Raw genomic sequence first — 24,515 nt, forward strand, 5'->3', positions numbered from 1 at the left:
CGGAGGTAACAGCGGCCGGCGTTTTCGCGGATCTAGTAAATGTTGGAGCATAAAATAATAATCATGGAAACACTAGAGAAAAAAACACATAAAATTGATTTTGATCAAATACTTTCCAAAGTACGCGTCTTTGCTCCGGCAACTGTAGCAAATATGATATGCGGCTTTGACATCTTAGGCTTTGCAGTAGACTATCCAGGGGACGAAGTGCATATGTACCGTGTGGAGGAACCAGGAGTTCGTATACGATCTATTCAGGGGGATGATGGACGGCTGCCCCTCGACGCAGATAAAAATACTGTTAGCGCGTGTGTTAAAAATTTATTATCCTACTTAGGGATCGAGAACGAGCTCGGCGTGGAAATATCGTTGATTAAACATATGCCGATTGGAAGTGGATTAGGGTCGAGTTCAGCGAGTACAGTAGCAGGACTCTTCGCAATCAATACGTTACTAGGTAACCCTTTGTCAAAAGAAGAGTTGATGCCTTTTTGCGTAGAAGGGGAGAGGATTGCATGTGGTCACGGTCATGCCGATAATGTGGCGCCAGCGTTAATGGGAGGCATCACGCTCATCCGCGGGTATAGTCCTTTGGATGTTATCAGCCTACCGGTTCCAGAAGAACTTTACGCGGGAATCGTATTTCCTCAAGTCGACGTTCCAACAAGGGAGGCTCGTCAGCTCATCAAAGAGAAAGTGCAACTAAAAGATGCGGTCACCCAGTGGGGAAATATAGCGGGATTGATAGCTGGTTTATACGAAAGTGATTACAGTCTTATTAGCCGTAGTATGCACGACGTACTTATCGAGCCTACTCGAGCTATTCTTATACCGGAGTTCCATAAGATGAAAGAAATAGCGTTGGCAGCGGGAGCGTTGAGCTTCGGTATCTCTGGTTCTGGACCGTCGGTGGTCGCTATTTCGCGAGGGAAGCAGGCTGCGGAGCTCGCTACAACATTAATTCAGGATCACTTGAACAGTTGTGAAATCGCAAGTTTAAAATTTGTGTCCTCGGTGAATGTTCAGGGACCTAAAGTATTAACGGATTAAACGTCAGAAATGGCAAATCCATCATAAAATATAAATAAACAAATGAAACTATATAGTACAAATAATCGTGACCTCCGCGTATCGTTTGAAGATGCGGTTTTCAATTCTCTACCTGCCGATAAAGGTCTGTATATGCCGGAGAATATTCCCCAACTAGATCCCTCTTTTATTCGTAATATTCAACAATATTCACTTCAAGAAATTGCATTTCATGTTGCGAATGCATTTATTGGTGAGGATATACCTGAGTCTGATTTAAAACTTATTATTGAGGATGCGATCAATTTTGACGCACCCGTTCGATTTCTCGATAGTAAGACAGCTGTATTAGAACTTTTTCATGGGCCTTCCTATGCTTTCAAAGATTTCGGAGCACGGTTTATGAGTCGGGTTATGGGGTACTTTTCGAAACAAGATGATCAATTGCTAGACGTTTTGGTGGCGACATCTGGTGATACAGGAGGAGCTGTTGCACTTGGTTTTTTAGGTGTTCAGGGCACAAGGGTAACTATTTTGTATCCCAAGGGGAAAGTCTCCAAGGTACAAGAGGAACAACTGACGACGAATGGACAAAATATTCGTGCGATCGAGGTGAACGGAACCTTTGATGACTGTCAAAAGCTGGTGAAAAAAGCATTTAATGACGAAGAATTAAAAAGCCATTTGCGCTTGACATCGGCAAATTCTATTAATATTGCTCGATTAATCCCTCAAACATTTTACTATTTTTGGGCCTATGCGCAACTAAAAACCCAAGGAGTGGGCGATATTGTTTTTACTGTTCCTAGTGGAAACTTTGGAAATATCGGCGCTGGACTTTTAGCCTATAAAATGGGACTTCCAGTGAAGCGTTTTGTAGCAGGAACAAACGTAAATGATACGGTTCCTCGCTTCTTGAAAGACGGGCAATATGAACCACGACCCTCTCAGCAGACTTTAGCCAATGCTATGGATGTAGGCGACCCGAGCAATTGGGTGAGGATACAAGCCCTCTTTGATAATGATATAGATCAATTACGTAATGTCGTTTCTTCATATACTTATACCGATGAACAGACGAAGAAAGCGATGGATATGTTATTTACCACATTTGGATATATAGCCTGTCCACATACAGCGATTGCGTATTTAGCAGCTAATGCTTTTCGGCAGGAGCATCCGGGCGATTACGCGTCTGTATTTTTATCGACAGCTCATCCTTGTAAATTTCCTGATGCCATATCGAGTGATGTCTTTGAACAAGTTCAATTACCCCAAGGTGCAGAAAAATTAGGCGATAAGCCTAAAGTGCTTACGTCAATGGAGGTAGACTACGATACTTTTAAAGAGTATCTATTAGTAAATAACATATAGTCTATCGAGGATAGGAAAAACGCAGCTCGTGCTTTCGGTTCAACTGTTGTTTTTCCTATACTTTATTTAACTAGATTGTACTGGTAGTCTTATTTTGACATGCAAGACTGTCCCTATACCGTTTTTGATTAAGTTGAAATCTGTACGGTTGATATCGAAATTCCCCTCGAAAGTTCCTTTCATTCCTTCGCGGTCGAAAGTGAATGGAATACTGATTTCTTTGGAAATACCTTTAATCTGAAGTGTGCCCAGTACCAGATACCCAGCAGACGTTTTTTTGAAATCTTGAGATTTGAAAGTTATCTTGGGGTGTTTTTCCGCATTTAGGAAATTCTCGGACTTGGCATGATTGTTCTTTAGCCAGAATCCTGTAGCGATTGTGTTGACATCAACACTGACATCTATTTCTGATTCTTGAAGTTTGTTTTCGTCAAATAGGATTTTCCCCTCTAATCCCTTGATTTTTCCGGTTACCTTTTGTGTTTCAAAAGATATTATATAATCGTCCTGTTGAATTTTCCAAGAGGTCTGCCAAATGTAAGTGTAAGAACTAAACATTAATGCGAAAAGGATAACTCCGATTGAAAGTGATTTATACATGATACAGCTTTTATGAGAGTAAACAAATGATAATCGCAAATGTTAGCGGTTTTTTGTTTTATGCTTAAACGAGCGTCTTTGCATATTGAATAGACTTTTTTAAGTTTTTTTAAAATTATACGGATGAATGTAGTTATACCTTCGTTGGTATCGACTATTTTTGTACCGATGATTAATATAATCCTTAATAAAGGAAAAGATAAAGCTGCATGGCAGCTGCACCCATGGATTTTTTCCGGGGCAATAGATAAATTAGATGGCAAACCACAAAATGGTGAACTTGTAACTGTTTTTAATAGTGAGAATGAGTTTATCGCTTATGGCGTGTATAATGAAAATTCCAGGGTTGCGGTACGTTTATTGGAGTGGCACCCAGATCGCAAAGTAGATGAAATGTGGTGGCGGAACCGGGTACAACGCGCGGTGGCTTTACGGACTCATTTATTAAATGATCAAAACAATACTGCAAGATTGATTTTCGCTGAGGCGGATTTTCTTCCAGGATTAATTGTAGACAAATATGGAGATTATCTTTCCATACAGGTTCATTCCTCTGGTGTAGAAAATGTCAAAGATATCATCATTGACGAGCTCGTTAAATTAATTGCGCCTAAAGGTATTTACGAGCGTAGTGATTTAAAGTCGCGTGGACATGAGGGACTTTTGGATACCAACGGTCTATTGTATGGTGAACTGCCACCCCAATTTGTAGAGATTATTGAAAATGGTATCCATTATCAGGTAAATATCATTGAAGGGCAGAAATCCGGTTTTTACTGTGACCAACGAGAAAACAGAATGCTTACAGCAAGTTATGCTAAGGGAAAACGTGTACTAGATTGCTTTTGTTATTCAGGAGGTTTTACTTTAAATGCCTTTAAAGCTGGTGCAGCAAGCGTTGTATCGGTAGATAGCTCGGCCTTGGCAATAGACACATTGGTGAAGAACGTTATAAACAATGGATTTGACGCGAATCAACATTCCGCAATACAATCAGATGTAAATAAGTTTTTGCGAGAGCTCGGTAAACAGCAAGAAAAGTTCGATTTGATCATACTTGATCCACCAAAATATGCTCCCTCACGCTCTTCATTAGAAAAAGCATCGAGAGCTTATAAGGATTTAAATAGAAGGGGGTTAATGTTGCTCGAAAGTGGTGGATTACTTGCAACTTTCTCTTGTTCGGGAGCAATGGACATTGATACTTTCAAACAAGTAGTTGCATGGGCAGCCCTAGATGCAGGACGGGAGATTCAATTTATAAGGCAGTTTACTCAGCCTGAAGATCATCCGATACGTGCTTCTTTTCCTGAGGGTGAATATCTTAAGGGGTTACTCGTTCGAGTAGTTTAAACTGAAAAACAGACATAAACCTAGAGTTGTATAGGGTATGTCTGTTTTTTTAGCTGTTTTAAACAAGAGAATCGATTTAAATTACTATTTCACGAGGTCTAACCAAGCCTGGGCCATAAGATTAGCTCCAGCTAATGTTGTATGTACACCATCGGTCGTCCAATATTCTCCTGATGCACGAGACGATGCGTTGTCGAACACCGTTTGGTAGGGGAGAAAGAGCGCATTAAATTCCGAGGCAATCTCTTTTGCTGCTTGTTGATAACCTTTGAAATCGGGGTACCAAGCATCAGTTACAGCTTTGACACCATTAACCCCAAAAGGTTCGCCAATTATTAGCTGAACGCCGGGAAGTGAGGATAAGGTTTTATCAAGAAGTTCTTTGTATTGTTGTTTGTACGCTTGTGGTGTGTTCTTTGCACCACTATCCATTGTTCTCCAAAAATCATTTACACCTATGTGGATACTTAATATCGTAGGTTTTAGTTGAATCGCATCTACATCCCAGCGTTTTTGTAAGTCGGGTACGCGATTGCCGCTAATCCCTCGATTGTATACCTGGATATTTTTGTCTGCAAATTTGTTTAATAAACTGCTAGCAGCAATCATTGCATACCCGTTTCCAAATGCGGATGTATTGTTGGATCTTAATTCTTCACGTTTACGCCCAGCATCGGTGATGGAATCGCCTTGAAAAAGGATGATATCATTTTGTTTTATACCAATCTTTCTGATCGCTTTGGTATTTGCTTCGGTCGCAAAAACATTGTTTGACGCGATTGCCGCTGCTCCAAGAGCGAACATACCTTTCGCTAAAAATTTTCTTCTTGTTTCCATCTGTTAAATAGGTTTATGTTTACCGAAGTTAACCTTTTTAGCAGAATTTTTCAACCGCCTGATTGATAATTTTACAAGCCTTTCTAATCTCTGGCTCAGAAATCGTTAAAGGAGGGGCGATCCGAAGTGCTGTTTCACAATGCAAATACCAGTCGATCATCACGCCTTGCGAGGCACAATAGGAGCTAACTTGATAAACTTGGTCAAAAGTTTCCAGTTGTAAACACATCATTAAACCGAGACCACGAATTTCTTTGATTTTAGGGGTGGCAAGAAGTTGACGAAACAGGTCCGCTTTGCTCTGGACATGCGCCAGAAGATGCTGTTCATTGATTACTTCTAAAGAAGCTTTTGCCGCTGCGCAACTCACAGGGTGTCCTCCAAAAGTTGTAATGTGCCCGAGCATCGGATTATCCTTAATGACATCCATTATTTCCTTACTGCTTAGGAAAGCACCAAGAGGCATTCCACCGCCTATACCTTTAGCTAGCATTAATATATCTGGAACTACATCGAAATGCTCAAAAGCAAACATTTTACCTGTGCGACCAAACCCTGTTTGAATCTCGTCGAATATAAGTAATGCCCCTGTTTGTGTGCACTTTTCACGTAATGCCGTGATAAATTCAGGAGTGGGAATGCGTACTCCGGCTTCGCCTTGAATAGCTTCAATTATTACTGCGGCCGTTTGTTCAGTGATAAGTTCTAAGGACCCTTCATTGTTTAATTGGATAAAGTCGATTTCAGGGAGTAGAGGTGCGTAGGCTGTTCGGTATTCCAAATTGCCGATAAGGCTGAGTGCTCCCTGTGTACTGCCATGGTAAGCATTTTCGGCAGCAAGGATTTGGCGACGTCCGGTAAACTTTTTAGCGATTTTCATCGAGCCCTCTACCGCTTCGGTTCCACTATTGGTGAAATACACCGATTGAAAGCTCCCTGGAAGTTCGTTTAACAAGTCGGTTGCAAATTGCACTTGTGGTGCTTGTACGAATTCTCCGTAGACCGTTACGTGTAGATATTTCTCAAGCTGTTTTTGTATTGCAGCAATTACTTTCGGATGGCGATGTCCTATGTTACTAACGTTGAAACCGGAAACTAGGTCCATGTATTCCTGACCATCTGGTCCGTATAAATAGACACCTTCCGCTTTTTCGATTTCGAAAAGTCGTGGTGAAGAGGAAGTTTGTGCGGTGTTTTTTAGAAAAAGTTCTCTGTTGCTAATCATGATAAAACAAAAGACAAAACTAGCCCAATAATCTGAGCTAAGGATAATATAAGTGTAAGAATTTTGAAGGATTTAAAATAAAAAAAGAAGCTTTTTGCTTCTTTTTAACGATTTCTACGTTGCAATTCTTTATAGAGTAATTCTCGGAAATTTTGTTCAATTTGAAAGAACTGGGATGCTCTCGAATTTCCAATAATCTGGGAGAATTTTTTGCGATAATCCTTTTTTACCTCAAGTTCTCTGGCATCATAAGATAAAACGTCTTTCCGTCCGGAACGGCTAAACGAATTAACACCTTTAGGAGCACTAGAAGACCCGCTGCTTTTTTCGGATTTCAGCGCCCACATCTGCTTACTGTATTGATTATACACAGGGAAAAAGCGTTGTGCTTCCGATTGTGTAAGATTTAATTCTTTAGTAATATAGGCTATTTTCTCATTCTCAATAGCCGTAAAACGTTTAGAATCTCTGGGCTGAGCATTGACATGCATCAAACACAGAAATACAGCACAAAGCGTAACGATTATATGTTTAGAACGTAACATTATAGCGTGTAATTTAAATAATCTTCAATATCGTCATCTTCCACTTTGCTACCGATGCCCTGCGAAGAGGTAGGTTGGTAAAGATATTCTATTATATATAGCATATCATCACTATCCGTTGAAGATGATAAGTAGTTTATTATTTCTTGTTCAGAAATTGAACTAAGATGCGATGAAGTCACGTTGACTCTGTCATGTTCTGTGATTGTTTCATACGCGGTAATCCCTAAAATTGCTGTAACGCATGCCGCTGCGACATATTTTATCCATCCTTGGATATTGAATTGGATTATCTTTGGCTCATTTTCGGATACTCGTGTTTGTGTCGATATCTTATCGGTTACTTTGTTCTTAAGTTCCTCAAAATAGTGAGGGGGTACTTCAAAACCCTCGGTTTTCACCGTCTGTAAAAGAGAGTTGGTAAAAACTGATCCTTTAATACGTTCTGAAAGCTCACTGAAGTAGCCATCGGGTGTTGAAAATTCGCTTCCTTTTTGAAGAACGCTATCTAACCGAACATTCGACATGGTCTGGTTAGAAAGATTATCAAAATAGCCTTCTGGAACTGTAGCATTGAGCTTTAAATCTGAATGCTTTTCTATTTTTACTTGTGATAGGGTTGTGCTATTTAAATGTTCGAAATAACCTGTTGGTACAGCGAAACCAGTGTTTTTAGATGCTAACTTCTCTAAATTAATTTGTTTGGTAATACTCAACGTAAGATCATCGAAATAGCTTGGCGGTACATTAAAAGGATTTACACGCAAAGAATCGGCGAAGTTTTTATCCGCGAAACCGTCGTAATATGTGTTGTTTTCCTTCATGTCTCATTTTAGAGTTGAAAACTCAGTTAAGGTTTAATCGTTACTTGCAAAAAAGTTCTCTATTTTTTTTACTGCTAAATGGTACGATGCTTTTAACGCTCCTACGCTTGTACCTAGGATTTCTGATATTTCATCATATTTCAAATCCTCAAAATACTTCATGTTGAATACTAGTCGTTGCTTTTCAGGAAGTGTTAACAATGCCTCCTGTAATTTCATCTGGGCCTTGTCACCGTTGAAATAGCTGCCTTCGGCTAGGGTTTCTGCTAAATATCCCGAACTGTCATCATCTAACGATACATTATGTTTTTGTTTCTTTTTGTTTAAGAACGTGATACATTCATTCGTTGCGATACGGTAAAGCCAAGTATAAAGCTGGGAATCTGCCCTGAACTTTTCTAGATTACGCCAAACTTTTATAAATACTTCTTGGACAACATCGTCCGCATCGTCATGATTAATGACCATGCGGCGAATGTGCCAGTATATTTTTTGTTGGTATTTTTTGAGTAAATAGCCAAACGCCTCTTCGCGTGTGCGTTCATCAGCAAATTTTGAAATGATTTGGGCGTCTTCCATTTATTCGATTCAAATATGTTATTTTCTGGTTATTACTTTACGGGCAGCCGCTACGATGGCTGCAGCATTTAAACCATATTTTTCCATTAAGTCGGCAGGTTTGCCTGACTCACCGAAGCTGTCATCCACAGCAACATATTCCTGCGGAGTCGGCTGCTTAGTCGCCAATAGCTGAGCAACACTGTCACCTAAACCACCTAGACGGTTGTGTTCTTCGGCAGTTACTACACATCCCGTTTTGTTAACCGATTCAAGTATCGCTTTGGAATCTAATGGTTTGATGGTGTGTATGTTTATAATTTCCGCATTAATGCCTAATTTCTCTAGTTCTTCTCCAGCTTGGATTGCTTCCCAAACTAAATGGCCTGTCGCGATAATAGTAACGTCAGTTCCCTCATTTAGCATGATAGCTTTTCCAATTTCGAACTTTTGGTCAGCAGGGGTAAAGTTAGGAACTACTGGACGTCCGAAGCGTAGGTAAGCCGGGCCCTGGTAACTTGCAAGCGCAATTGTTGCCGCTTTAGTTTGATTAAAATCACACGGATTAATCACAGTCATTCCAGGAAGCATTTTCATTAAGCCTATGTCCTCAAGAATTTGATGTGTTGCGCCATCTTCGCCAAGGGTAAGTCCAGCGTGCGAAGCACATATTTTTACATTCTTGCCCGAGTAAGCAATGGATTGGCGAATCTGGTCGTAAACGCGGCCTGTTGAAAAGTTTGCAAAAGTACCTGTGAAAGGAATTTTTCCGCCAATTGTAAGACCAGCTGCAATCCCCATCATGTTTGCTTCTGCAATACCGATTTGGAAAAAGCGCTCTGGAAATTCCTTGATGAAATCATTCATCTTTAGGGAACCTATTAAGTCTGCACATAGTGCGACTACGTTTTCATTCTGTTTTCCAGCCTCCAGTAAACCAGCGCCAAACCCAGAACGTGTATCTTTTGATTCAGTATAAGTATATTTCTTCATTTTAGTATTCGTATATAGATTATGAAATACCCTAGAATTAATTTTCTGGGCACCGCGATCTAATGCTACCGTATCTATTAATAATCGCCAATCGTTCTAGGAATTTGATTAAGTGCAAGTTCAAGCTGTTCGTCGTTAGGAGCAACGCCGTGCCATTTATGTGAACCCATCATGAAATCAACCCCATTACCCATCTCTGTATGTAATAAAATGATAACAGGCTTGCCTTTGCCTGTCCGCGATTTAGCCTCGTCGATACCTGCAACAACAGAAGTCATATCATTTCCTTTTTCAACTTCAAGAACATCCCATCCGAACGCTTCCCATTTTGCTCGTAGATCTCCTAAAGAAAGGACTTGATCGGTGGAGCCATCAATTTGTGCCCTGTTATAGTCGACCGCTGCAATGATGTTGTCCATTTTGTTGTGAGGAGCATACATTGCAGCTTCCCAGACCTGACCTTCCTGAAGTTCACCATCTCCCATCAAGACATATACTAAACTATTATCATTATTCAATTTTTTCGCTTGAGCAGCACCGATTGCTACGGATAATCCTTGTCCCAATGATCCCGATGCGATGCGAATACCTGGTAGGTGTTCATGGGTGGTAGGGTGTCCCTGTAGGCGAGAATTTATTTTTCTAAAAGTAGCAAGTTCGCTTATCGGAAAATATCCTGCGCGAGCAAGGGTACTGTAGAAAACTGGGGAAATATGCCCATTGGACAGGAAAAACAGGTCTTCGCCTGCTGCATCCATATTGAAGGCTGGGTCATGTTTCATTGCATAAAAGTATAATGCAACAAAGTAATCTGTACAACCCAAAGATCCTCCAGGGTGACCAGATTGGCAAGCATGCACCATACGAACAATGTCTCGTCTTACTTGTGAAGCGATTTGTTCAAGGTTATTGATATCTGCACTCATTTTTTAATATAATGTTTCGATTATTTTGCGGATAAAGTTAATGATTTTTAATCTTCTAGGGGGAAAAAAGCGAAACTTAATTCGTTTAACTTTTAGCGGAATCGTCGTAATTTTAGGTCAAGCAGGTTATCCTAGTCTATTTCCGCAGATCCTAGCTGTGCGACGTAGAACTCTTCATACAAAAAGAGCTATCGACAGTTCGATAGCTCTTTAAATATATTGTCAAACCTCGACAGGATGTTTACATCGCTTCTGCAACAACTTCTTCAACTTCAGGAACCATCCGTTTTAATAAGCCTTCGATTCCTGCTTTAAGGGTAATCGTCGAAGACGGGCAACCTGAGCATGAACCGCGTAGTTCTACTGTAACGGTACCGTCGGTGAATGACTTGTAAGCAATTGCTCCTCCATCTTGTTCTACCGCAGGACGAACGTAGTCGTGTAACACCTGTTGTATTTTAACTTCAATTTCTGTACCTTCAAATTCAACATCTTCGGAGTGTTCTACGGGTTTCACCGCTAATTCTGATTCTACAGCTCCTTTTACAAAGTCTTTAAGCAAAGGCTCAATATCCGACCAGTCGACATTCTCGGCTTTAGTAACCGTAACAAAATTACTCGCAAAAAATACACCGTCCACGAAGTTGAACTTGAACAGTTCTCGTGCAAAGTCTGACTCCTGCGCTTTTTCTTTATTGGGATAATCTAAACTACCATTGATCAATAGCTTATTGACCAAAAACTTCATTGTTGAAGGATTTGGGGTGGACTCGGTATATACGTTAATAGTTGCCATTTTTATTCTCTTAAAAAATCAAATATACATCAAAACTAAGTCTCCTCAAGTCATCTGCACGTCAAACGTTATAACGCAACGCCCGTATAGTTGCTCGGAGAGATTGCTTTAATTTCATTTTTAATATCTACAGACACGTTAAGACCATCGACAAAATTTGCGATTGTTTCTTGTGTGACATGTGTATTTGTTCTAGTTAAATCTTTTAATGCCTCGTACGGTTTAGGATAGCCTTCGCGCCGAAGTATCGTTTGAATGGCTTCGGCAACTACTGCCCAGTTATTGTTTAGGTCATTCTGTAGAGCCGTTTCATTCAAAATTAGTTTACGTAAGCCACGGAGCGTCGATTTGATTGCGATAAGAGTATGTGCAATGGGAACACCGACATTTCGTAATACAGTGGAGTCAGTAAGATCTCGTTGTAACCGCGAAATTGGAAGTTTAGACGATAGGTGCTCAAAAATGGCATTGGCAAGTCCAAAATTTCCTTCCGCATTTTCGAAGTCAATTGGATTAACTTTGTGTGGCATAGCTGAAGATCCTATCTGCCCGGCGGTGATTTTTTGTTTGAAATATTCCATTGATATATATGTCCACATATCACGGCAAAGATCAATTAAAATCGTATTTATACGTTTTAACCCATCGCAACTCGCTGCAAAATTATCATAGTGTTCGATTTGTGTTGTTGTTTGTGACCGAGTAAGCCCGAGCTTTTGGTTGACAAAATCGTTACCGAAAGCAACCCAATCTGTCTGGTTATAGGCAACATGATGGGCATTGAAATTTCCCGTTGCACCACCGAATTTCGCCGAGTAAGGGACTTGTTTTAAAAGGTCTAACTGTTTTGCAATTCGTTCGATAAACACTTTAATTTCTTTTCCCAGACGAGTTGGTGAAGCTGGTTGGCCGTGTGTACGGGCCAACATCGATACCTCATGCCATTGAGTTGACAATGAGGTTAGTTCGGTAACGAGTTCTTCAATCGCAGGAAAATAAACTTGATTAAGAGCTTCTTTCCATGAGTAGGGAATAGCTGTATTGTTGATATCTTGAGACGTAAGCCCGAAGTGAATAAATTCTAAAGAGTCATGAAGGCCTAATTGTTCAAACTTACTTTTTATAAAGTATTCCACTGCCTTTACGTCGTGGTTAGTAACTTTTTCCTGATCTTTAATCCATTGAGCATCTTCGATAGAGAAATTTTCATAAATTTCTCGTAATCGATCATTTAATGAACCATCGAAGTGTGCCAGCTGAGGGATCCCCGATTCGCATAGCGCAATAAAGTACTCCACCTCAACAAGTACACGGTATTTTATCAAGGCAAATTCCGAGAAGTAGTTAGAAAGTTCTTTTGTAGTATTATAATAACGTCCATCTATTGGAGTGACAGCAGTTAGGGCCGATAACGTCATGACTTAATGTTAAAATTAAATTGTAAAAACCCTTGTTTGCAAGGAGGGAGCTTAGCTTTTAAGCTCCTTGCAAAAGTAATAAAACTCAAGCAGAAGAAAGGTAGAAAAAGCCATAAAAAGAAAAACCCGCACGATACGTACGGGTTTTAATAGTATTTTTAGATACGATTCGGATTACTGAACGTTTTCTAATGAGTCAGCAATTGAATCACCTGTTGCAGTGATTGAATCAGCTACATTGTTTAATGAGTCAGCGATTGAATCAGTAGTGTTTTCAACTACAGTTCCTAATGAATCAGCAGCTTGCTCAGTTGAAGTAGATGCACCACCACATGAAGCGAAAGCGATTGTTAAAGCTAAACCTAAAAATCCGAATTTGAATAAATTTTTCATCTTTTTAATTTTCTATTTTATTGAAACAAATTTGTTTAATTACTCTTTAATACCGGTAACCTAAAAAGGTAACCCAATGCTTGAAAAAAAATAAACCCACCTGAGTTCCACGAGATTAATACGCGTATTCCTTAAAAGCCGGGGCAAATATAAGAGAGTTTTATTGAAATGCAATAATAAAAAACTATTTTGATAAAAATTTTGTTACTCAATTGATAACCCGTATTAAATCATGATAAAAAAGATCAAGAACATCGTGCGTTTGTTGAAGTCGATAGATTTGGAACAAATAGAAAAAATTTCCCAAAAGGTAGACCTGCCCGCCGTGATGTCTGCGGTGTCAAAAATGGATGATAACCAACTGAAAGGTGTAATGAAGATGCTTACAGGTAGCACTAAAAAACGTGAAGCGCCACCCATTGATGCAGACTTCTATGCCGTAGAAGCTAAGCTTTCTGTCGAAGAACGTGCGCTACAACTTAAGGTTCGTGAGTTTCTCGAACGAGAAATAAAACCGTTAGTCAACAAATATTGGTTACATGATGAGTTCCCATTTGAAATTATTCCAAAACTAGCGGAGTTAAATGTATGTGGTTATGTCTTTGAAGGTTATGGCTGTGCCGGAGGTTCCTCTCTTATGGATGGTATCATTGCGGCGGAATTTGGTCGTATTGATCCGTCAATTGCTACTTTTTTAGGCGTTCAAAGCGGACTTGCTATGGGATCGATATATATGTGTGGATCTGAAGCGCAAAAGCAAGAATGGTTGCCGCAAATGCAGCGTTTAGAAAAGATCGGTGCATTTGGATTAACAGAGCCAGAAGTTGGCTCGGCGACGGCTGGAGGGCTTACTACAACCTGCCGGAAGACGGAGAATGGTTGGGTACTCAATGGACAAAAGAAATGGATCGGGAATTCGACTTTTTCCGATATAACTATTATTTGGGCTAGAGATTTGGATGATGGGCAGGTGAAAGGTTTCATCGTTCGTAAAGAAAATCCTGGTTTTATGGTGGAAAAAATAAAGGGTAAGATGGCATTGCGGATTGTGCAAAACGGACTTATAACGCTGACTGATTGTGTTGTACCGGAGAACGATCGTTTGCCTAATGCCAATAGTTTTAAAGATACTGCAAAGGTACTGCAAATGACAAGAGCAGGTGTCGCTTGGATGGCGGTCGGCTGTGCTCGAGGTGCCTACGAAAATGCGCTTGAATATACGTTGAATAGAAAGCAGTTTGGTAAACCGATCGCGTCTTTTCAATTGATCCAAAATCATCTAGTTGAGATGCTTTCAAATCTGACGGCAATGCAGACTTTAACATTTAGACTGTCGGAGCTTCAGGACGAGGGTAAACTGAAAGATGAACACGCCTCCTTGGCAAAAGTATTTTGTACTCTGCGGACCCGTGATATTGTCTCACGTGCTCGTGAGGTAATGGGGGGGAATGGCATATTATTGGAATATAATGTAGCGCGTTTTTTAGCTGATGCTGAAGCTATTTATTCTTACGAGGGAACCAAAGAGATTAATTCTTTGATTGTTGGACGAAGTATTACAGGTATCAGTGCTTTTGTTTAGGCGGGTATGTATTAAAAAGGGAAGCTCCATATTTTTGGAGCTTCCCTTTTTAATAACAATTTAAGAAATTATTTTTTCTTCTTTTGTGTGGCTTGCTGTTGGCGCATCATTTCTTCCATTTTTTGTTGGAAAGAGGATTTCTTTTGCGCTTTAGGACTCTTTTTATTCTCTTCAATCTTAGCTAAAATCTTGTCATCGTCAATAAATTGACGAATGATAACTTGAGTTAAGAATGTTAAAACTGCAGCTAGGAAATAGTAGTAGTTCAAACCTGCGGGGAAATCATTTAAGATAAAAATGAAAACGACCGGCATGATATAACCGATATATTTCATTTGGTTATTAGCCGCCCCCGAAGTTGCGTTATTATACCAAGTCGAAAGAAGTGTTGTTAACGTCATCAATACACACATTAGCGAAAGGTGACTAACACCAAAGATAGCAGGAAATGTTATTGGGGCATCGTAAGTTGACAAGTCTTTCACCCAAAGGAAACTTTCGCCTCGCAGTTCAAATAAATTAGGGAAAAACATAAAGAATGCGAGCGTAAATGGCATCTGTAGTACCAGAGGCAAACATCCCCCAAGTGGATTGACGCCAGCGGTTTTATACAACTTCATTGTCTCCTGTTGAACCAACATTGCGTTATCCTCTCCGACTTTTTCCTTTATTTGGTCGATTTGCGGTTTAAGAACCCGCATTTTCGCCATCGATTGGTAAGATTTGAATGTAAGTGGAAATAAAACGCCTTTCAATAATATTGTTAAAATTAAGATGATGATACCATAGCTTAACTTAAATCCATCTAAGAAGGAGAATATAGGTGCGGTAAGGAATTTATTGATCCACCCCATTGGTCCCCATCCCATATTTATTATTTCCTGCAAATCGCCGCCTTGGCTTTTAAGTGTTTTATACTGGTTCGGACCAAAGAAAAATTTGAAAGCGTATTGGTTGTCTTTTTGTGCCGAGAAGTCAAGATCAGCTAGTAGCTTGTAATTTTTTACAACGGCCGAGTCTGTGTCGTAAGTTACTGTTAAGTCTGCATTTTTTAATCCTTGGTCTGCACGTAATATTGCGGAGAAAAAATGTTGTTTATATGCTACCCAGTTTACATTTTCATCTATCTTTTCGTTTTCGTCCTTTGTCTCGCTTAAATAGTCAACTTCTCCACTATTGACTCTATAGAAAATTGTCGATTTATCACGTTCAGATTTTGCATTTAATTCTTTTCGGAGAAGGTCCGCCTGCCAATTTAAAGTAATGCTGTTGGTTTTGACATCCATTAAGTTTTGTATGCCTACGGCTTTTACGTCAAGGCCGAGATTATAATCATTCCCTTTGATAGTGTAAGTATACTCGAGGTATTGCGTTTCTGAGTAATTTAGACGGAAGCTAATTGAATTTGATGACTCCCCAGTAACTGTAATATTCTCACCGCTTGGAACAAAATTTAGTTCGCTCGTGTTGATATTTTCGTTATTAGCTTTAAATAGGAAGCCAAATTGATTGTGACCTTCGTTCAGGATCATCAATGGTTTTCCGTCAAAATTAGTTTCGTCCTTTAGTTGAACGGATTTTATACTTCCACCTTTTGTACTAATTTTAGCAATGATTAGCTCATTTTCTAATGTTACAACCTGTTCCTGTGCTACTCGGGCGACCCCAAACGGTTTGCTAAGTAGTGCAGCGGTATCGATAGTTATTGGTGTTGCAGCTTTTAAAGTATCGCCCAACGGTGCTAATCCTTCTTTTGACCTTTTTATAGAATCTTGCAGCCTTTGCTCCTGTTTTAATTCTTGTTCTGATGGTTTCATCAAATAAAATGAACCTGCCAATATTCCAAAAATCAGCACTAATCCAATCAGGGTATTTCTATCCATTTTTTATTTTTTATTTATTTTTATTCTCAGCCAATTGTCGAGCACTTATTTTTTGTTCGCCAAACAAGCGGCTACAAAGCTAACAAAAAGCGGGTGAGGATTTGCAACAGTTGATTTTAATTCCGGGTGAAATTGTCCGGCGACAAAGAACGGATGATTCTTCAGTTCTACGATTTCAACTAAACCAGTAGTGGGATTAATTCCTGAAGCGATCATTCCAGCTTCTTCGTATTGTTTAAGATAGGCATTGTTAAACTCGTAACGGTGCCTGTGTCGCTCGGAAATTTTTGTTTTTCCGTATATAGTATATGCTTTCGTGCCTTTTTTTATGTCACAGTCATAGGCTCCAAGACGCATTGTCCCACCCATTTCTGTGATGTTTTTTTGTTCTTCCATTAGATTAATCACTGGGTGAGGTGTGTTTTCATCCATTTCAAAACTGTTTGCACCAGCTAATCCAAGAACATTTCTCCCAAATTCGATTACAGAACATTGCATGCCTAAGCAAATACCGAAGAATGGGACTTTCGTTTCACGCACATACTTTATTGCCGATAATTTCCCTTCTAATCCACGTTCTCCAAATCCCGGGGCAACCAAGACTCCATCTAAATCTTTTAACTTGTCGTGCACATTGTCGGTGGTAATGCTTTCTGCAGCGATATATTTTACTTTAACTTTCGCTTCGTTGACAGAACCAGCATGTATGAATGCTTCTGTTATTGACTTATAAGCATCTGGGAGTTCAACATATTTTCCAACAACACCAACATTCACTTCGTTGGTCGGATTTTTTAATTTACCGAGAAATGTTTTCCAACTTTCTAAATCAGGATCGATTTTCGTTGATAATTTTAACTTCGTAAGTGCAGTTTTATCTAATTGCTCACGTAACATATTTAATGGTACGTCATAGATCGTTGGAGCATCAATAGACTCCACTACTGCATTTATATTTACGTTACAGAATAACGCTAATTTCTTTCGAATATCTTGGGTTAATTTATGTTCCGTACGACAGACAAGAATGTCAGGCTGAATGCCGTATTCTAATAATGTTTTTACAGAATGTTGGGTAGGTTTTGTCTTAAGTTCACCTGCTGCAGCCAGATAGGGCACAAGAGTAAGGTGAATCACGAGGGAGTCGCTGTTACCTAGTTCCCAACGTAGTTGTCTTACAGCTTCAATAAATGGTAATGATTCAATATCGCCTACAGTCCCTCCTAATTCCGTTATTACGATGTCATATTCTCCTGTTTGACCAAGAAGTTGCATGCGTCTCTTAATTTCATCTGTAATATGGGGTACTACTTGAACGGTTTTGCCTAAATATGCGCCAGCACGTTCCTGTTCGATTACGTGTTGATAAATACGGCCAGTGGTAACATTATTTGCTTGTGATGTAGGAACGTTTAAGAAGCGTTCGTAGTGACCTAAGTCTAAATCTGTTTCCGCACCATCTTCTGTGACGTAGCATTCTCCATGCTCATATGGATTGAGTGTTCCTGGGTCGATGTTGATATAAGGATCAAACTTTTGAATGGTTACTTTTAAACCTCGGGCTTGTAAAAGTTTGGCAAGAGAAGCTGCAATTATGCCCTTTCCTAACGACGAGGTCACGCCGCCCGTAACGAAGATATATTTACTCATAGCAATAATGGAATTTCAAAAATTTGAACCAAAAAAATGGTGCTAAATCTGCTTTATGTACGGGATACAAAGGTACGTTTTTTCCAAGACTAAGCGAAATTTAAAAAAAAATATCAAGCTGCATCTTGTTATAGATGGACGCTTGATTTCGATGGAAGAGGAGTGAGTGAGGTAATGTGTACAAAAAAAGCTCCTATGTACATAGGAGCTTTTATATTTTGTAAGCGACCGTAATTAAACGCGTTTTGTTCTAATACGGGCAGCTTTACCAGTTAAGCCGCGTAAATAAAATAATTTAGCACGACGAACTTTACCATAGCTGTTTACCTCGATTTTTTGAATGTTTGGCGAATTTATAGGGAAAATACGTTCAACACCTATTCCATTGGAGATCTTACGAACAGTAAAAGTAGCATTAGCACCTTCGCTGTTTAATTGGATAACGACGCCTTGGTACACCTGAACACGCTCTTTGTTTCCTTCGCGAATTTTATAATGGACACTGATGGTATCTCCGGCTTTGAATGCGGGATTTTCATTTCTTACTACCGCTTGTTCTTCTACAAATTTTACTAAATCCATGATTTCGAGTAATTATTAACGATTTTATTCCTGTAAAAATCGGACTGCAATATTACGACATTTTTTTTAAATTAAAAATGCTTCTCAGCAATATTATTTGATAGTCTGATTACAAGTGCGTGCAAAGGTAGTGAAAATAAATTAATATTATATATCTATTTTTATTTTTGTTTTTTTTGATCATGTGTCTGTGTTCCTTCTAAAAATATCTTTCAATTAATGAGCGTTTTATAGAAAAGGATAAAAAAAGTGTTGACATAATCCGGATATCGCCGTATATTTGTGCCACACAAAAAAGGTGATACTTAATCGGGGTGTAGCGTAGCCCGGTATCGCGCCACATTTGGGATGTGGAGGTCGTAGGTTCGAATCCTGCCACCCCGACAAAAGCCACTGATAATCAGTGGCTTTTTCTATTTACGGACATATTTCGGACAAAATTCCTAAAAAGATATTGGTGAAAAATTTGACAAGGGCAAATAGATAAGATTTTATTTATTACAACCTACCTTGACTAGCTTAATCTTACATTTTCGCGGCTAGTCTCGAGTAATTGGATTATCTATTTTTATCAGGACGTCTATATAACTCTTCTGGTATCGTGGAAAGCTTTGAATTTGATAATTGATTGCTAAGTCCATAGAATTGTTGAAAACTCATTATAACAGGACTCCATTTATTTGGATTTACTTTATTAGGACAACCCTCTAAAAGCAATAATTCATCAATATAAACTCGCTTAATTCGTAATTCTATTGTAATTATTTTGCCAACTTGTACCTCATCATCTTTGGCTATACCATGATAACTTTCCATAAGCGCTTCCATTTGTACAGGACATTCCTTTATTCTCGGCGGAAGAACAGTTTCTGAGATCATTGGTGTTAGTTGTGAAATAGAGAATTTATTTTTCACGTGGATATAGCCTTTTTGTAATTTTCCAGAAGGAACTGGATTAGAGCCAGTGGTCAGTGCTAAACGATTAACAGCATCTATTTGATTTATTGATGGTAGATTCAATACGCATTCTCTGGTGCGAAGAATGTTTTCAGTTGTCTTAGATGAGGTTGAAATTCCAATGATCGCTCGCCAACCCAACCAGAAGATGGAAGAAATAGGAGCTATGTTATATGTGTCATCTGTATTTGTGGATGTAATAAGAACTACGGGGGTACCAAAATAAAGAATCGAAGGTTCGCTTAATCTATGCATATTATATCAATTTCAACAAAATTACATTAACCAAAACCAACAAAAAATCCGATTCTTGCTATTTTAGCTAATAGGAACTTTCATCGTAGAGAATAGTGCCGTGGCATATCGGTCGGCGCAAAATATCCATAAAGAATTAAGATTAAAGCTTGGGGAAGAATGTCGTTGTATGTATTTTTGAATTAAACCGAGAAAGGTGCTACTTAATTTATGAAGCGAATATGGACAGACAGATATATAACAAGACTATAAAGGTAGATGGCGTAAATATTTTTTATAGGGAAGCAGGTGACAGTAAAAAAACATCGCTCTTGCTGTTACACGGATTCCCTACTTCGTCATTAATGTTCAAAAACTTAATGATCGCCCTTTCTGATAAGTTTCATCTTATTGCTCCTGACTACCCGGCTTTTGGGTTTAGTGATGTCCCTTCAGCAAAAGATTTCGAATATTCGTTTGAAAATATTGCTTTATATATCGACAAGTTTACGGAAGCTATAAAGTTGAAATCATTTGCTGTTTACCTTCACGATTATGGAAGTTACATTGGTGCGCGCATCTGCTTAAAAAAACCTGAAAAAATAGAGGCAATTATAGTACAAAATGGTAACAATTATATCGAAGGTCACGGGCCAAATTGGGATGAAACCAAAGAATATTGGAAAAATCCGACGGACGAAGCAAAAGAAAAGGTATATGCATTTCTGAGTAAAGAGGGAACAAAAGAACAGTATTTTGCAGGCGTACCTGAGGAACTCCACCAAAATATAAGCCCTGAAAGCTGGATAATAGATTGGGAAAGGCTTAGCAGACCAGGAAACCTCGATATTCAGTACACGTTAAATCTCACCTATCCAACAAATTTTGAACTCTTCCCTGTTTTTCAGGAATATCTCCGTAAACATCAACCACCTACATTAATTATTTGGGGAAAACATGATGTTTATTTTGATGTGGGTGAAGCATATTGTTATAAAAGGGATTTACCCACCGTCCAAACACATATTTTGGACGGTGGACATATGGCCTTGGAGACTAACTTTGAAGAAGTTTTAAATCTAATTGAAAATTTTCTGAAAAGAGGATAAGGGATAGATGAATATAATAACTATTTTGAGACGAATTTGGCTGGCGGATAAAGAAAGAAAGCAATGTATTACTAATGAAGACAGCACGCGGTACTTTATATTTAGCAATGTCATCGTTTTTATTAGAAATTAATGATTTTCTGATATCGAGTAGAATGTTCTTAATTTAAGAGAAGTCACACTCAAATTTTTAAGTTTTCCTTAAAATTGACAGTTGGACTTGTATTATATCGTGTGATTCCGATCAATAAAATAATTAAATTATCAACTATGCTAGCAGCAGTCCACCCAAAGTTACAAATGCGCGACAAAGCCTCAACTAAAGATTTTTACATAGAAAAAATGAATTTTGAAGAAGTTGCAGATTATGGCGACTACTTAATCGTCAGAAAAGACAACATTGAAATTCATTTTTTTGAATTTAAGCAACTTGATCCTAAAGGTAATTATGGACAGGTATATATTCGAACGGATGATATTCATGATCTATACAAAATATTAATTTCAAATCAGGTAAAGATTCACCCCAATGGCCATTTACAAAATAAACCTTGGGGACAAATAGAATTTGCTTTATTAGATCCTGATAACAATCTATTGACTTTCGGACAAAGCATGTAGCCATTGTATCGTCCATTCAGTTGGCCTAGGCAGGTCGTTAGAAAGTTATCTTTGAGGTTACAGACGTATTGTCGGCCACCGAAAACTCGTAATCATTCGTTTCTTTACATAGACGTCCGCCTAGACGTCAAGCGCCAGTGATCTATTATTCAATGAAAATCCTCGAACGAAAATTTCTTCTCTTCCCAACTTAAGGAAGTTGAGGGATGTATTTATGTACAGATCTGAGAATAAATTTGAAGAGACGTAATAGATCTAACAATTGAAGTCAAAATAAAAATACATCCCTTATACATGCGTCGATTCAGCTGTCAACAGGACTAGGTAAATAAAGTATTGTCTCTTGTTGGATGTTGGAAAACGAATTCATATATTTCAATATGTAACGATTTTTAAGTACTGAAAATATCACGGATATAACTTGTAAAATAGTATTTAGAATCCAATTTTTTGTGGACGATTTACCTAATTGTGATTGGAATTCTTTAGTTTTGGTTATAGCTATTTAGGGGAGGGTTACAAAATTATCTTCTCACCGAAGTACGGTTTAGAAAGACTAAAAAATAGGAACGAATAATGAGACTGAAAGAAAATATCGGCTATGACTCCCTGAAATACCTGTTGACTGGGGTCTTTTCAATGTTGCTGGTTATGGGGTATCCGCAGGAAGAACAGCAGAAAGAGAGTCGACAACCTAGTGAGCGATTAGAAGAGAAAGAAGCTACGGTTATGGATTCCATTGATGTCGTACGTGATTACCGGCCGATGCTGGCCGATGCCGTAAAGGCCCGCCGAAGTCCGGATATGAATATTAACCGGGAAGCGATCGAGATCGAGCTACGCCAGATTGCCGCCGCGACGTATTTTGAAAGAAATAGATTCAAACAAGCTTATAACGATGAAATATTGAAACGACATCCGAACGCTTCACGCAATAATATCGATAATTACCGCATCAGCTACTTAGCCTACGGCGCCAAAGAATACGAAAGAGCGGCCTCTATTTTGGGGAAATTGGAAACTTCGGATGCCTTTTATCAGGGCTCAATGATTACTTTAGGACATATTGCGTTGGAAACAGGCGATAAGCAGCGGGCGCGGGATCTGTTTCTCAAAGCAACGAAGATGGATCTTGATCCGACGTTGAAAGTGGATGCACTGTTTAACTACGCCAAAATCTTATACGAATTAGATTCTGTGCAGGCCGCTATAGGGGTCCTACAAGAGTATATTCCGCAGAAAAAGGTAGATCGTGATCCTGATGCTACCAAAGTAGAGAATCCAGAAACACTATCGACTGCAATTTTGTTGGGGACGAGTAATTTCCATGCGGGGGTAAGTTTGCTAGAATCGTTGAAAAACAGGGGACAGAATACCGATATGACCTACCAAAAGGCGACATATTACCGAGGCTTGGAGTTTTATAATGAACGCGCTTTCGAAAATAGTATATCCATGTTCATGAGATCGGAAAAATTTCCAGTCGATGCGAAAATGGCCGCGCTAGCTACGTATTGGAAAGCGGAAGCGATGTATGAGGTCCGAAAGTATAAGGAGGCGGTAGAGAACTTTTCTCGATTCCTTCGTTTGCCCGCCGCACGAAATACCGATGTATATAATTATGCGAACTATGGGCTTGCTTATGCAGCGTACCGCAGCAACAGTTTTCGCACGGCTGCCACTCATTTTGAGCGATTTATGACTACCGATGGAAGTTCAATCGAAGAAAAGGTACGTTATGATGTGATAGCCCGTCTGGGTGATTCGTATTTGAGTTTACGCGATTATAATCGCGCAAATCAGTACTATGACCAGTTAATTAACATAGGAGCTCCCAATCAGGACTATGCATTGTTCCAGCGAGGTATAATTTTTGGATTGCAAGGTGACAATGCAACCAAGCTCAGCACTCTTTCATCCGTTGTAAAGCAATTTCCCGGCTCGAACTATGCGGATGACGTAGCCTTTGAGGTACCGTACACCTATTTTACTAGCGGAGACTACGATACCGCCATCGCAGGGCTGCAGACGATGATCAAACAGTATCCGCGTAGTAGTTATGTTCCACGTGCACTGATGACTATTGGCCTTGTCCAATATAATAAAGGTGAGGCCGAAGAGGCCAAGGCCACTTTCCAGAAGGTGGTGGAGGAATATGCTACAACTGATGAAGCAGGACAAGCTTTACGTTCCATTGAAAACATTTACCTGGATCAGGGAGATGCTACGAGTTATATTCATTACGCTACCAATGCCAATATCAGTAATCTTAGTCCCGCGGAACAGGACAACTTTGCCTTCCAAGTCGCCCAATCCTTGTTTTCTAGGGGGGCACATGCAGCGGCTGTCGAAGCGATCAATGCGTATTTTGATAAATTTCCGAAACCCAGACAGGAAAAACATGCCCGTTATATCCGTGGGGTGAGTCTATACCGCACTGGGCATCCCAAAGAAGCACTGCACGATTTGAATATTATCCTAAATGATTGGACGAGCAAGTATACTGAAAACACCTTGCTGACAGTGGCTGCGTTATACCTGAACTTAAAAGAGTACAACGAGGCAATTGTTCATCTTAAAAAACTGGAGCTTAATTCAGAATATAAAGAAAATTATAATTACGCGGTAACTAACCTAATGATTTGTTATTTCGAAATTGGTGATATGGAACAGGTGGCTAACTATGCGAATCTGATAAAGAATTACAACCGGTCAACCAAGGAGGATATCGCTACGGCACATTTGTATAGTGCTCGAGCTTTGATGAAGGAGGGTGAGCTTACGCCTGCAAAGGAGGAACTTAATCAGGCGGCGCTAAATAGCCAAACGGCAATCGGCGCAGAGGCAAGGTATCACTTGGGGCAACTACAGTATGATAATAAGGAGTATGATAAGGCCCAGAAAACAGCGTTTGACGTGATCAACAATATGGGGTCTCATGACTACTGGGTGGCCAAGAGCTTTATACTACTTGCGGATACTTACGCCAAGAAAGGCGATAATTTTCAAGCGAAAAGTACATTGGA

The 24,515-nt window shown here is 39.4% G+C and carries 22 protein-coding genes and 1 tRNA gene; 8 read left to right on the top strand and 15 right to left on the bottom strand.

Features of this window, described 5'->3' with window-relative positions:
- Positions 1 to 63: 63 nt before the first annotated feature.
- A complete protein-coding gene (locus HP439_RS07835; RefSeq protein ID WP_172389785.1) occupies positions 64 to 1,050 on the top strand; it encodes a homoserine kinase in 987 nt (328 codons plus the stop codon).
- A 42-nt stretch (positions 1,051 to 1,092) separates the two neighbouring features.
- The gene (gene thrC, locus HP439_RS07840; RefSeq protein ID WP_172389786.1) at positions 1,093 to 2,403 is read left to right on the top strand and encodes a threonine synthase; all 1,311 of its coding nucleotides are present in this window, start codon (positions 1,093 to 1,095) and stop codon (positions 2,401 to 2,403) included.
- A gap of 66 nt (positions 2,404 to 2,469) precedes the next feature.
- On the opposite strand, the gene HP439_RS07845 is transcribed toward thrC, so the two are convergent.
- On the bottom strand, positions 2,470 to 3,003 hold the full coding sequence (locus tag HP439_RS07845) for a YceI family protein (protein WP_172389787.1): 534 nt from the start codon (positions 3,001 to 3,003) through the stop codon (positions 2,470 to 2,472).
- A gap of 168 nt (positions 3,004 to 3,171) precedes the next feature.
- Here HP439_RS07845 and HP439_RS07850 point away from each other — a divergent pair, with 168 nt between their 5' ends.
- Positions 3,172 to 4,356: a class I SAM-dependent rRNA methyltransferase gene (locus tag HP439_RS07850; RefSeq protein WP_172389804.1), complete on the top strand. Its 1,185-nt coding sequence runs from the start codon at positions 3,172 to 3,174 to the stop codon at positions 4,354 to 4,356.
- Positions 4,357 to 4,440: 84 nt separating this feature from the next.
- Here HP439_RS07850 and HP439_RS07855 read toward each other — a convergent pair whose 3' ends face one another.
- The 10 genes from HP439_RS07855 to HP439_RS07900 form a co-directional block, all read right to left on the bottom strand.
- Positions 4,441 to 5,193, bottom strand: a complete 753-nt coding sequence (locus HP439_RS07855; protein WP_172389788.1) for an SGNH/GDSL hydrolase family protein — start codon at positions 5,191 to 5,193, stop codon at positions 4,441 to 4,443.
- 37 nt (positions 5,194 to 5,230) lie between these two features.
- A complete protein-coding gene (locus HP439_RS07860) occupies positions 5,231 to 6,418 on the bottom strand; it encodes an aspartate aminotransferase family protein (protein ID WP_172389789.1) in 1,188 nt (395 codons plus the stop codon).
- Between the two features lie 104 nt (positions 6,419 to 6,522).
- Complete coding sequence (locus HP439_RS07865) at positions 6,523 to 6,963, bottom strand: hypothetical protein (RefSeq protein ID WP_216657793.1); 441 nt, start codon at positions 6,961 to 6,963, stop codon at positions 6,523 to 6,525.
- A complete protein-coding gene (locus HP439_RS07870) occupies positions 6,963 to 7,787 on the bottom strand; it encodes a hypothetical protein (protein WP_172389790.1) in 825 nt (274 codons plus the stop codon). Before HP439_RS07870 ends, HP439_RS07865 begins: the two co-directional genes overlap by 1 nt.
- A gap of 33 nt (positions 7,788 to 7,820) precedes the next feature.
- Complete coding sequence (locus HP439_RS07875) at positions 7,821 to 8,366, bottom strand: RNA polymerase sigma factor (protein ID WP_172389791.1); 546 nt, start codon at positions 8,364 to 8,366, stop codon at positions 7,821 to 7,823.
- An 18-nt stretch (positions 8,367 to 8,384) separates the two neighbouring features.
- On the bottom strand, positions 8,385 to 9,338 hold the full coding sequence (locus HP439_RS07880; RefSeq protein ID WP_172389792.1) for a transketolase family protein: 954 nt from the start codon (positions 9,336 to 9,338) through the stop codon (positions 8,385 to 8,387).
- A gap of 77 nt (positions 9,339 to 9,415) precedes the next feature.
- Entirely contained in the window at positions 9,416 to 10,264 is an 849-nt protein-coding gene (locus HP439_RS07885) for a transketolase (RefSeq protein ID WP_172389793.1), read from the bottom strand.
- A 241-nt stretch (positions 10,265 to 10,505) separates the two neighbouring features.
- Positions 10,506 to 11,060: a NifU family protein gene (locus tag HP439_RS07890; RefSeq protein WP_172389794.1), complete on the bottom strand. Its 555-nt coding sequence runs from the start codon at positions 11,058 to 11,060 to the stop codon at positions 10,506 to 10,508.
- A 68-nt stretch (positions 11,061 to 11,128) separates the two neighbouring features.
- The gene (gene purB / locus HP439_RS07895) at positions 11,129 to 12,478 is read right to left on the bottom strand and encodes an adenylosuccinate lyase (RefSeq protein ID WP_172389795.1); all 1,350 of its coding nucleotides are present in this window, start codon (positions 12,476 to 12,478) and stop codon (positions 11,129 to 11,131) included.
- 174 nt (positions 12,479 to 12,652) lie between these two features.
- A complete protein-coding gene (locus HP439_RS07900) occupies positions 12,653 to 12,871 on the bottom strand; it encodes a hypothetical protein (RefSeq protein WP_172389796.1) in 219 nt (72 codons plus the stop codon).
- 232 nt (positions 12,872 to 13,103) lie between these two features.
- On the opposite strand from HP439_RS07900, the gene HP439_RS07905 reads away from it, so the two are divergent.
- Positions 13,104 to 14,453, top strand: coding sequence for an acyl-CoA dehydrogenase family protein (locus HP439_RS07905; RefSeq protein ID WP_172389797.1), 1,350 nt, complete (start codon positions 13,104 to 13,106; stop codon positions 14,451 to 14,453).
- Positions 14,454 to 14,521: 68 nt separating this feature from the next.
- On the opposite strand, the gene yidC is transcribed toward HP439_RS07905, so the two are convergent.
- From yidC to rplS, 3 genes are all read right to left on the bottom strand, one after another.
- Entirely contained in the window at positions 14,522 to 16,336 is a 1,815-nt protein-coding gene (gene yidC / locus HP439_RS07910) for a membrane protein insertase YidC (protein WP_172389798.1), read from the bottom strand.
- Positions 16,337 to 16,381: 45 nt separating this feature from the next.
- A complete protein-coding gene (gene pyrG / locus HP439_RS07915; protein WP_216657794.1) occupies positions 16,382 to 17,986 on the bottom strand; it encodes a CTP synthase in 1,605 nt (534 codons plus the stop codon).
- Positions 17,987 to 18,220: 234 nt separating this feature from the next.
- Positions 18,221 to 18,568, bottom strand: a complete 348-nt coding sequence (rplS, locus tag HP439_RS07920) for a 50S ribosomal protein L19 (protein WP_172389799.1) — start codon at positions 18,566 to 18,568, stop codon at positions 18,221 to 18,223.
- Between the two features lie 310 nt (positions 18,569 to 18,878).
- Between rplS and HP439_RS07925 the strand changes: the two genes are divergently transcribed.
- A tRNA-Pro gene (locus HP439_RS07925) sits at positions 18,879 to 18,952 on the top strand.
- Positions 18,953 to 19,126: 174 nt separating this feature from the next.
- Here HP439_RS07925 and HP439_RS07930 read toward each other — a convergent pair.
- Positions 19,127 to 19,780, bottom strand: a complete 654-nt coding sequence (locus HP439_RS07930) for a flavin reductase family protein (protein WP_172389800.1) — start codon at positions 19,778 to 19,780, stop codon at positions 19,127 to 19,129.
- Positions 19,781 to 20,001: 221 nt separating this feature from the next.
- Here HP439_RS07930 and HP439_RS07935 point away from each other — a divergent pair, with 221 nt between their 5' ends.
- From HP439_RS07935 to HP439_RS07945, 3 genes are all read left to right on the top strand, one after another.
- Positions 20,002 to 20,868: an alpha/beta fold hydrolase gene (locus HP439_RS07935; protein WP_172389801.1), complete on the top strand. Its 867-nt coding sequence runs from the start codon at positions 20,002 to 20,004 to the stop codon at positions 20,866 to 20,868.
- A gap of 270 nt (positions 20,869 to 21,138) precedes the next feature.
- Positions 21,139 to 21,489, top strand: a complete 351-nt coding sequence (locus HP439_RS07940) for a bleomycin resistance protein (RefSeq protein ID WP_172389802.1) — start codon at positions 21,139 to 21,141, stop codon at positions 21,487 to 21,489.
- A gap of 576 nt (positions 21,490 to 22,065) precedes the next feature.
- The coding region (locus HP439_RS07945) for a tetratricopeptide repeat protein (protein ID WP_172389803.1) at positions 22,066 to 24,515 on the top strand (2,450 nt) is incomplete at its 3' end.

Origin of the sequence: Sphingobacterium shayense (assembly GCF_013179575.1) — a bacterium.
Taxonomy (GTDB): Bacteria; Bacteroidota; Bacteroidia; order Sphingobacteriales; family Sphingobacteriaceae; genus Sphingobacterium; species Sphingobacterium shayense.